Source organism: Enterobacter sp. PGRG2 (genome assembly GCF_030291195.1).
In the GTDB taxonomy this organism is placed as follows: domain Bacteria; phylum Pseudomonadota; class Gammaproteobacteria; order Enterobacterales; family Enterobacteriaceae; genus Enterobacter_D.
In genome coordinates this window covers 1,965,892-1,975,601 of sequence record NZ_CP127837.1, presented here as the reverse complement: position 1 = coordinate 1,975,601, position 9,710 = coordinate 1,965,892, and the positions used below count along the sequence as shown (strand labels likewise).

Here is a 9,710-nt window from a genome sequence, read left to right as displayed (position 1 = left end):
TTATACCGTAAACCCAAGCATCATCCCGGTATCTTCATGCTCCAGCAGATGGCAGTGCGCCATATAGGCCTGCGCTTTCGGAGCGTCATAGTCAAACTTCACCAGCACTTCGCTGCGCGCGCCAAATACGTTGACGATATCTTTCCAGCCTGCGCGATGCGCCGCGGGCGGCTTGCCGTTCTCTGACAGAATGCGGAACTGCGTGCCGTGGATATGGAACGGATGCAGCATCATGTCCCCCTCCCCGGAAATCACCCAGCGCTCGTACTGCCCTTTGGTCGCGGCAAAGGCCGGGGTGTTCATGTCGAAGGCTTTACCGTTAATCATATTGCCATGGCGGAAATCAACGCCCTGCCCGCCATGGTTCATGCCGCCGTGATCCATACTGCCGTGATCCATCCCGCCATGACTCATGTGCCCCGCCATGCCGGTCATCGCCTGATCGCCATATTTTTTCTGTAGCGCCTGCATTCCCATCATGTCGAGCATTGGATCCATCGACAGCTGAAGCGTGCGCTGCGTCAGGCCATCCAGCGGCGGCAGCGATGGCATGGTCGCGAGGGTATCAGGCAGCTCGCCGGACGCCACAACGGTCAGCGGCTGTATATGCAACACCGGCTGCGGCTTGTCGAAAGGCGCGACCGCCATGCCCATCTGACTCACCGGCAGGGTGATCAGGTCGAAGTCTTTCCCGTCGCGCGTCTCCACCAGCACTTCAAAACGCTCCCCCGGCAGCATCGGCAGTTCGGCAACTTTTACCGGCTCCGCAAGCAGGCCGCCATCACTGGCAATCACATAGAGCGGGCGCTTATCGCTGGTGGCGAAGTTGAGCGAACGGGCGTTGCAGCCGTTCAGCAGACGCAGACGCAGCCAGCCGCGTGGGGCGGCATGCCGGGGATAGATCGCGCCATTGGCGAGCAGCGTATCGCCAAACCAGCCGACGGCCGCGCTCATGATGTCCAGCTGATAGTCGATCTGCCCGTCGGCGTTAAAACGCTTGTCCTGTACGATCACCGGAACGTCATCAATACCCCACTGTTGCGGCAGACGCAGCATGCGGCTCTCGTCGTCTTCGATCAGCACCAGCCCGGCCAGCCCCATCGCCACCTGATGACCGGTTTTTGCGTGCTGATGAGGATGGAACCAGCAGGTGGCCGCGCGCTGGCTGGGGGTAAAGCTGACGGTACGCTGGCCGCCGGGCTTGATAATGCCCTGCGGTCCGCCATCCACCTCGCCCGGCACTTCCAGGCCATGCCAGTGAACCGTCGTTTCTTCCGCCAGCCGGTTGTTGATCTCAATGGTCACCGCCTTACCCTGGCGCAGTTTGATCGCCGGACCAAGCAGATTACCGTTGTAGCCCCAGGTGGCGGCGTTTTTCCCGGCGAAGGCTGTGGTGCCAGCCTGCGCCCGTAACTGAATGCGGCTCTGCGCGTCCGGCATCAGCAGCGCCGGGATTGGCAGTGCTTGCGGCGCGGCGGCAAAGGCCGCTTTCGACCATCCCGGTAGCACGCTTATCGCGCCCAGCGCAGCGGAGTATTTTATAAAGTCACGACGTTGCATCTTTATTCCCTTTTTAAAGCCTGGCGAGCTTTTGAGCATAAACCCTGCCCTTGCGGTAAGGTCAAGCGAACCTCTAATAATAAAGATCGTCGCCCTGCCCCCAAGTATGCTAACGTTAAATTTCCTCGATGTTCCGGTAGAAATAATGAAGACGTTTTTCAGAACAATTACGTTCGCCAGCCTGCTGGCTGTATCAGCAAATAGTTATGCACTCAGTGAGTCAGAAGCCGAAGACATGGCCGATTTAACGGCGGTGTTTGTATTCCTGAAAAACGACTGTGGCTACCAGAATTTACCGAACGGTCAGATCCGTCGCGCGCTGGTGTTTTTCGCCCAGCAGAATCAGTGGGATCTGAGCAACTACGAGAGCTTTGATATGAAAGCGCTGGGGGAAGACAGCTACCGCGACCTCAGCGGTATTGGCATCGCCACGGATAAAAAGTGCAAAGCGCTGGCGCGTGATTCCCTGAGCCTGCTTGCCTACGTGAAATAACCCTTCCTCTGCCCCTTCTGCGGGGCAGGGATTTATAGCCGTGCATCCCCGTCACTAGTTAGCTATCATGTTACGCCCGTTTTATATGGGTGTTAACGAAGGAGCGAGCAATGACTGATAGCAAACTGTGGCACGAAACGCTGCATGACCAGTTCGGGCAGTACTTCGCCGTGGACAAGGTGCTGTACCACGAAAAAACCGATCATCAGGATCTGATTATCTTTGAAAACGCCGCATTCGGGCGCGTAATGGCGCTGGATGGCGTGGTGCAAACCACCGAGCGGGATGAGTTCATTTATCATGAAATGATGACCCACGTACCGCTGCTGGCGCACGGTCATGCGAAGCATGTGCTGATCATCGGCGGCGGCGACGGCGCGATGCTGCGCGAAGTGAGCCGTCATAAGAGTATCGAAACCATCACCATGGTGGAGATCGACGCTGGCGTCGTGTCATTCTGCCGCCAGTATTTGCCGAATCATAATGCCGGGGCTTATGACGATCCGCGCTTTACGCTGGTGATTGACGACGGCGTCAATTTTGTTAACCAGACCGCGCAAACCTTTGATGTGATCATCTCTGACTGCACCGATCCCATCGGGCCTGGCGAAAGTCTGTTTACCTCGGCATTTTACGAAGGCTGCAAGCGTTGCCTGAATCCTGGCGGTATTTTCGTCGCGCAAAACGGCGTGAGCTTTTTGCAGCAGGATGAAGCCATCGACAGTCACCGTAAACTCAGCCATTACTTTGACGATGTGAGTTTTTATCAGGCCGCCATTCCCACCTATTACGGTGGTGTGATGACCTTCGCCTGGGCGACGGACAACGGCGCGCTGCGTCATCTTTCTACCGGCATTATTCAGGCGCGTTTCCACAGCGCAAACCTGACGTGTCGTTATTACAATCCGGCAGTACACACGGCGGCGTTCGCGTTACCACAATATTTGCACGATGCACTGTTTGCGCAGTGATCCTAAGGGGGTGATAAAAATTGAAAAAGCTTAAACTACATGGCTTTAATAACCTGACCAAAAGCCTGAGTTTTTGTATTTACGATATCTGTTATGCCAATACGGCTGAAGAGCGCGATGGTTATATCGCCTATATCGATGAACTCTATAACGCCAATCGACTGACGGAGATCCTGACGGAAACCTGTTCGATTATTGGCGCGAATATCCTGAATATCGCCCGTCAGGATTATGAGCCGCAGGGCGCCAGCGTGACGATCCTCGTCAGCGAAGAGCCCGTTGAACCGCATCTGATCGACAACACTGAACATCCTGGCCCGCTGCCGGAAACCGTGGTAGCTCACCTCGACAAGAGCCATATCTGCGTTCACACCTACCCGGAAAGCCATCCGGAGGGCGGACTGTGCACCTTCCGCGCGGATATTGAAGTCTCGACCTGTGGGGTGATTTCACCGCTGAAAGCCCTGAATTATTTAATCCACCAGCTTGAGTCCGATATTGTGACCGTTGACTATCGCGTGCGCGGCTTTACCCGCGACGTGTCGGGTAAAAAACACTTTATCGATCATGAAATCAATTCGATTCAGAACTTCCTGTCCGATGACATGAAAGCGCTGTATGACATGGTAGATGTAAACGTTTATCAGGAAAATATCTTCCACACCAAGATGTTGCTGAAAGAATTCGACCTGAAACACTATATGTTCCACACCCGCCCGGAAGATCTCACCGCCGACGAGCGTAAAGTGATCACCGAAGCGCTGTGGAAAGAGATGCGCGAAATCTATTACGGCCGCAATATTCCCGCCGTGTAAGACTGGTTTACGGAGCAGGGATGCTCCGTGATGATTATTTCTGCTGCAGGAATTCGCGGTACGCTTTGACCACCTGCAGGAAATCCTCAACGCCGCACAGCGACAGGCTCTCCTCGTCGTAGTAATTCATCCCCTCTTCCATCTCGTCGCCGGAAAACTCCAGCTGGTTGGCGCGCACGATGATCTCTTCGCCGTCCATCCACAGGGTGTATTCGTGTCCGACGCGCTGCCACTGACGCTCGCTGCCTTTCACTGTCCGCGCCGCCGCTTCCACTTCATCAAGCAGGGCGAGGTTCTCTTTCACTTCTTCATTAAACCAGTGACCGACCACCTCGTGGCCCATCGACATGCGTACCTTCACCACGCCGGTGATATCACGCAAAAATTCGTAATCCATGATGCATTCCTCTGATCCAGCAATGGGGTAATTATCGCAGCAGCGGGAAAGAAAAACAGCGGGACGGGCGGAGGATATGGAAATAAAAAGGGTGAGCGCGGATCACCGCCCTCACCCTTGTTTTCTCACCAGTGGAGAATGCTCACTTATACGGCAGTCTGGAAGATCACCGCGTCAGCTTTTTCGGTGTACTGACCGAGTTTGTCGAAGTTCAGATAGCGATAGGTGTCTACCGCGGTCTTATCGACCTGCGCCATATAGGTCTGGTACTCCTCCGGCGTCGGCAGTTTGCCGAGCAGGGAAGAGACCGCCGCCAGCTCTGCGGACGCCAGGAACACGTTCGCGCCGGTGCCCAGACGGTTCGGGAAGTTACGCGTCGAAGTGGACACTACCGTTGAGCCGTCTGCCACACGCGCCTGGTTACCCATGCACAGTGAACAGCCCGGGATCTCAACGCGCGCGCCGCTCTTACCAAACACGCTGTAGTAGCCCTCTTCGGTGAGCTGCGCGGCATCCATACGGGTTGGCGGCGCGACCCACAGACGGGTCGGCAGCTGGCCTTTATGGTTGTCCAGCAGCTTACCGGCCGCGCGGAAGTGACCGATGTTGGTCATGCACGAACCGATAAACACTTCGTCAATCTTCTCACCCGCCACGTCAGACAGCAGACGCGCATCATCCGGATCGTTCGGTGCACACAGGATCGGCTCTTTGATATCTGCCAGATCGATGTCGATCACTGCCGCGTATTCGGCGTCAGCATCGGCTTCCATCAGCTGCGGATCCGCCAGCCATTTTTCCATGCCCTGAATACGACGCTCCAGCGTACGGCGGTCGCCGTAGCCTTCCGCAATCATCCACTTCAGCAGGACGATGTTGGAGGTCAGGTATTCTTCAATCGGCGCTTTATCGAGCTTGATAGTACAGCCCGCCGCAGAACGTTCCGCTGACGCATCCGCCAGTTCAAACGCCTGCTCTACTTTCAGCTCCGGCAGCCCTTCGATTTCCAGGATGCGACCAGAGAAGATGTTTTTCTTCCCTTTCTTCTCAACGGTCAGCAGGCCCTGGCGAATGGCATACAGCGGGATGGCGTGCACCAGATCGCGCAGGGTGATACCCGGCTGCATCTGGCCTTTAAAGCGCACCAGTACCGATTCCGGCATATCCAGCGGCATCACGCCGGTCGCGGCGGCGAAGGCCACCAGACCAGAGCCCGCCGGGAAGGAGATGCCAATCGGGAAACGGGTATGGGAGTCACCGCCGGTACCCACGGTATCCGGCAGCAGCATACGGTTCAGCCACGAGTGGATGATGCCGTCGCCCGGACGCAGCGAGACGCCGCCGCGGTTCATAATAAAGTCCGGCAGCGTGTGGTGTGTGGTGACGTCCACCGGCTTCGGATAGGCCGCGGTGTGGCAGAAGGACTGCATCACCAGATCGGCAGAGAAGCCCAGACAGGCCAGGTCTTTCAGTTCATCACGGGTCATCGGCCCGGTGGTGTCCTGCGAGCCAACCGAGGTCATTTTCGGTTCGCAGTATTCGCCAGGACGCACGCCCTTCACGCCACAGGCGCGGCCCACCATTTTCTGCGCCAGCGAGAAGCCCTTATCGCTCGCCGCCACCGGCTTAGCAATACGGAAGACCTCACTGTGCGGCAGACCCAGCGCTTCACGCGCTTTGGTGGTCAGGCCACGGCCGATGATCAGCGGGATACGGCCACCGGCGCGCACTTCGTCGATCAGCACGTCGGTTTTCAGTTCAAAGTTCGCCAGCAGTTCGCCAGTTTCGTGGTTACGCACTTCGCCTTTGAACGGGTAGACGTCAATCACGTCGCCCATGTTCAGCGCGTTCACGTCCACTTCAATCGGCAGCGCGCCGGCATCTTCCATGGTGTTGAAGAAGATTGGCGCGATTTTGCCGCCCAGCACCAGACCGCCGCCGCGCTTGTTCGGCACGTTCGGAATGTCGTCGCCCATAAACCAGAGTACGGAGTTGGTGGCGGATTTACGGGATGAACCGGTACCGACCACGTCGCCCACGTAGGCCAGCGGGAAGCCTTTTTTGTTCAGCTCTTCGATCTGTTTGATCGGGCCAACGCTACCCGGCTGATCCGGCACAATGCCTTCACGGGCGTTTTTCAGCATCGCCAGCGCGTGCAGCGGAATATCCGGGCGCGACCAGGCATCCGGCGCCGGAGAGAGATCGTCGGTGTTGGTTTCGCCGGTCACTTTAAAGACGGTGACGGTAATTTTTTCAGCCAGCGGCGGACGGCTCAGGAACCATTCTGCCTCGGCCCAGGAGTGCATCACCTGCTGTGCGTAAGCGTTGCCCGCTTTGGCTTTCTCTTCCACGTCGTAGAAGTTGTCGAACATCAGCAGCGTGTGGGACAGCGCTTTGGCGGCACCCGGCGCCAGCTTAGCATCGTCCAGCGCGTCAATCAGCGGATGGATGTTGTAACCACCCTGCATGGTGCCCAGCAGTTCAATGGCTTTTTCCGGAGTGACCAGCGGAGAGGCGGTTTCGCCTTTGGCGACGGCTGCAAGGAAACCGGCTTTAACGTAGGCGGCTTCATCAACGCCCGGCGGGACACGGTTGGCTAACAGATCTAACAGGAATTCTTCTTCGCCCACTGGCGGGGACTTCAGCAGCTCGACCAGCGCAGCCATTTGCGTGGCATCTAAGGGTTTTGGTGCAATCCCTTCAGCGGCACGTTCAGCTACGTGCTTACGGTATTCTTCTAGCACGACGGTTCTCCTCGCTCTCATTGTCATAGTGCGGCCGGCAGTTTCTTCACGCTCCTGTGAGACAGCAGTTTGTAGGGTAAAAGCCCGGTACCGCGACGGGCAGCATAGCAGGATTTAAAGGGGGTGTTAATCTGTTTACAAAAAAGCAACATTAAAAATTAGCTGAATCGTTACGGGCGATACACCTCTCTTTCACAGGGCTTCTCCGGCAGACGAAAATACCTTTTTATCCCCCACGGCTGACTCTGCAAAAGGGCTTATCCCTACGCTTTGCAATGTTTACTAACACTCTTGTTGTCCGGTTATGGACGGGGCACGGTGCGATGCCTGTTTTAATCAAAAAATAAACAATCAGCGCTTTATACTCGCGGGCATTTACCGCCATCTGGCCTGTGTTTTATTCGCGTGTATCCCACCGGATACCGGGAGAACCTCATGAAGTTGCCATTCAAACCTCAGATCCTGATGCTGCTGTGCAGCGCCGGGATTTTAGCCGCCTCGGGCGTGCTGTATGTCAAAAGCAGGACGCCGGAAACACCGCCGCCTGCCGTTGTCGCCCAGCCGGTTACGCCCGCCCCGCCGCCCGCTCCGCCGGTCGCCACCCCAACCTTTACCGCGGCGCAAATCGATCAGTGGGTGGCACCAATCGCGCTCTACCCGGACGCGCTGCTCTCGCAGGTGCTGATGGCCGCCACCTACCCCGCGAACGTCGTGCAGGCGGCCCAGTGGTCGCAGGATAATCCCACGCTCCAGGGCGACGCGGCGATCCAGGCGGTGATTAACCAGCCCTGGGATCCGAGCGTCAGATCGCTGGTGGCCTTTCCGTCGCTGATGGCATTGATGGGGGAAAACCCACAGTGGGTGCAAAACCTCGGCGATGCCTTTCTGGCGCAGCCGAAAGAGGTGATGGATTCAGTGCAGAAACTGCGCGCGCTGGCGCAACAGACGGGCGCGCTCACCTCCACGCCGCAGCAGAAAGTCAGCACCGTACCGGCGAAAAGCAGTACCGCGCCGCAATCCGCGTCGGGGAGCACTACCGTGGTGAGTACGCCAGCCCCGACGGTGATCAAAATCGAACCCGCCGATCCGGAGGTGGTGTATGTCCCGAGCTTTAACCCGACCGTAGTGTACGGCAGCTGGCCGACGCCCGCCTATCCGCCGGTGTATCTGCCGCCGCCTCCCGGCCAGCAGTTCACCGACAGCCTGGTGCGGGGCTTAGGTTTCAGCCTCGGCGTCGCCACCACTTATGCGCTGTTCAGCGATATTGACTGGGATGACGATCATGACCATCGAGGCTACGACCACAACGGCGATAATATCAATATCAACGTCAATAACTTCAACCGTATCTCCGGCGGCAGGCTGGTCACCAAAAATGACACTGTGGTGTGGCAGCACAATCCTGCCTTCCGTAATAACCTGCCCTCCCGCGATGCGCAGCGTCAGACGGCAGCAAAGCAGTTAAACCAGATCGCGCAGCGCAATAATTATCGCGGTTACGATACTCCCACCACTACCGCCCGTCGCGAGGCGGCAAAAACTCAGTTCAATCAGTCCACGACGCAGCAGAAACGCGAGGCGATACAGGCCCGCCGGGACAATCCCACCGCGCAGCAGCAACAGCGCCGCGATGCCATCAAAGCCCGCCACGATAACCCGACGCCGCAACAGCAACAGCGGCGGGAAAAGCTGCAACAGCGCCAGAGCGCTTCCCGTGCCACGGCGCTGAGCGGCAATGACAGCCGTTCCCCCTCCTGGCAGGCGCAGCGTCAGCGCGGCGAGCAGAGCCGCCAGCGTCTGAACCGCGAACAGCGCAGCTCGTTACGTGAACATGCGGCCGAACGCCGTGAACTTAACCGTCGTTAATCAGGCAGGGATCATGAAACTACAGAAAATTATCGCCGGATTGCTGCTGCTGTTACCGGTGATGGGTCAGGCGCAGCAGGCGTTCAGCACGCCGGAGCAGGCCGCCAGTACGCTAGTCAGCGCCATCCAGGATCAAAATGACAGCGTGCTGACGCAACTGCTCGGCGATGACTGGCAGCAGATCCTGCCGCCGGACGGGGCAGATGCGCAAGCCGTGGCGCGTTTTCTGCGCGACTGGCAGATAAGCCATCAGATTGATGAGCAGAACGGCGTGGCGCACCTGAGCGTCGGGCGCGGTCAGTGGCAGCTCCCCATCCCGATGGTGAAAACCGCCGCGGGCTGGCAGTTTGATACCGCACGCGCCGCCGACGAGATCCTCACCCGCACCCTCGGGCGCAATGAGCTGTCAGCTATTAACGCGCTCCAGGCTTATTTGGACGCGCAGCGGGATTACTTCGCCCTTAACCACCATTATGCGCAGAAGCTTATCAGCAGCGAGGGTAAAAAAGATGGCCTCTACTGGCCGGTGTCACCGGGGGAAGCGCCCAGCCCGCTTGGCCCGGCGTTCAGCCCGACCACGCCCGGCGAGGGTTATCACGGCTATCGTTTCCGGCTGCTGACGGGTAAGGGGCAAGGTAATGATGCGCCTGCCGCGCTGCTGGCGTGGCCGCTGGACTACGGCAAAACCGGCGTCGCCACCTTTGTGATTGACGGTCAGGATCGGGTATATCAGCGGGATTTCGGCGCGCAGACGGCGCAGCAGACTGAAGGGATAACGCAGTTTACGCCGGACGAGCAGTGGCAACCGGTGCAGCCCTGAAGGTAAAACGCAGGCATAAAAAAAGCGGCTATTAAGCCGCTTTA

General features: G+C 57.8%; 8 protein-coding genes. 5 read left to right on the top strand and 3 right to left on the bottom strand.

Features of this window, described 5'->3' with window-relative positions:
• Nucleotides 1–1,560 (bottom strand): multicopper oxidase CueO, encoded by a 1,560-nt coding sequence (cueO, locus tag QRD42_RS08540; RefSeq protein WP_321988623.1) that lies wholly within the window; start codon nucleotides 1,558–1,560, stop codon nucleotides 1–3.
• Between the two features lie 145 nt (nucleotides 1,561–1,705).
• On the opposite strand from cueO, the gene QRD42_RS08535 reads away from it, so the two are divergent.
• The 3 genes from QRD42_RS08535 to speD all read left to right on the top strand — a co-directional run bounded on the left by QRD42_RS08535 (nucleotide 1,706) and on the right by speD (nucleotide 3,839).
• Complete coding sequence (locus QRD42_RS08535) at nucleotides 1,706–2,053, top strand: YacC family pilotin-like protein (RefSeq protein ID WP_083580984.1); 348 nt, start codon at nucleotides 1,706–1,708, stop codon at nucleotides 2,051–2,053.
• 110 nt (nucleotides 2,054–2,163) lie between these two features.
• Nucleotides 2,164–3,024 (top strand): polyamine aminopropyltransferase, encoded by an 861-nt coding sequence (speE, locus tag QRD42_RS08530; protein ID WP_072570655.1) that lies wholly within the window; start codon nucleotides 2,164–2,166, stop codon nucleotides 3,022–3,024.
• Between the two features lie 20 nt (nucleotides 3,025–3,044).
• Entirely contained in the window at nucleotides 3,045–3,839 is a 795-nt protein-coding gene (gene speD / locus QRD42_RS08525; protein WP_072570653.1) for an adenosylmethionine decarboxylase, read from the top strand.
• 34 nt (nucleotides 3,840–3,873) lie between these two features.
• Here speD and yacL read toward each other — a convergent pair whose 3' ends face one another.
• Both yacL and acnB read right to left on the bottom strand, forming a co-directional pair.
• Nucleotides 3,874–4,236, bottom strand: coding sequence for a protein YacL (yacL, locus tag QRD42_RS08520; protein WP_072570651.1), 363 nt, complete (start codon nucleotides 4,234–4,236; stop codon nucleotides 3,874–3,876).
• A 146-nt stretch (nucleotides 4,237–4,382) separates the two neighbouring features.
• On the bottom strand, nucleotides 4,383–6,980 hold the full coding sequence (acnB, locus tag QRD42_RS08515; RefSeq protein WP_099458813.1) for a bifunctional aconitate hydratase 2/2-methylisocitrate dehydratase: 2,598 nt from the start codon (nucleotides 6,978–6,980) through the stop codon (nucleotides 4,383–4,385).
• Nucleotides 6,981–7,415: 435 nt separating this feature from the next.
• Between acnB and QRD42_RS08510 the strand changes: the two genes are divergently transcribed.
• On the top strand, nucleotides 7,416–8,846 hold the full coding sequence (locus QRD42_RS08510) for a DUF3300 domain-containing protein (protein WP_321988622.1): 1,431 nt from the start codon (nucleotides 7,416–7,418) through the stop codon (nucleotides 8,844–8,846).
• Nucleotides 8,847–8,859: 13 nt separating this feature from the next.
• Complete coding sequence (locus QRD42_RS08505; RefSeq protein WP_321988621.1) at nucleotides 8,860–9,666, top strand: DUF2950 family protein; 807 nt, start codon at nucleotides 8,860–8,862, stop codon at nucleotides 9,664–9,666.
• Nucleotides 9,667–9,710: the final 44 nt, after the last annotated feature.

Excerpts from the sequence above, each read along its gene's own strand:
- QRD42_RS08535 (WP_083580984.1), top strand. The coding sequence starts at position 1,706 with ATGAAGACGTTTTTCAGAACAATTACGTTCGCCAGCCTGCTGGCTGTA.
- QRD42_RS08510 (WP_321988622.1), top strand. The coding sequence starts at position 7,416 with ATGAAGTTGCCATTCAAACCTCAGATCCTGATGCTGCTGTGCAGCGCC.
- cueO (WP_321988623.1), bottom strand. The coding sequence starts at position 1,560 with ATGCAACGTCGTGACTTTATAAAATACTCCGCTGCGCTGGGCGCGATA.
- yacL (WP_072570651.1), bottom strand. The coding sequence starts at position 4,236 with ATGGATTACGAATTTTTGCGTGATATCACCGGCGTGGTGAAGGTACGC.
- speE (WP_072570655.1), top strand. The coding sequence starts at position 2,164 with ATGACTGATAGCAAACTGTGGCACGAAACGCTGCATGACCAGTTCGGG.
- QRD42_RS08505 (WP_321988621.1), top strand. The coding sequence starts at position 8,860 with ATGAAACTACAGAAAATTATCGCCGGATTGCTGCTGCTGTTACCGGTG.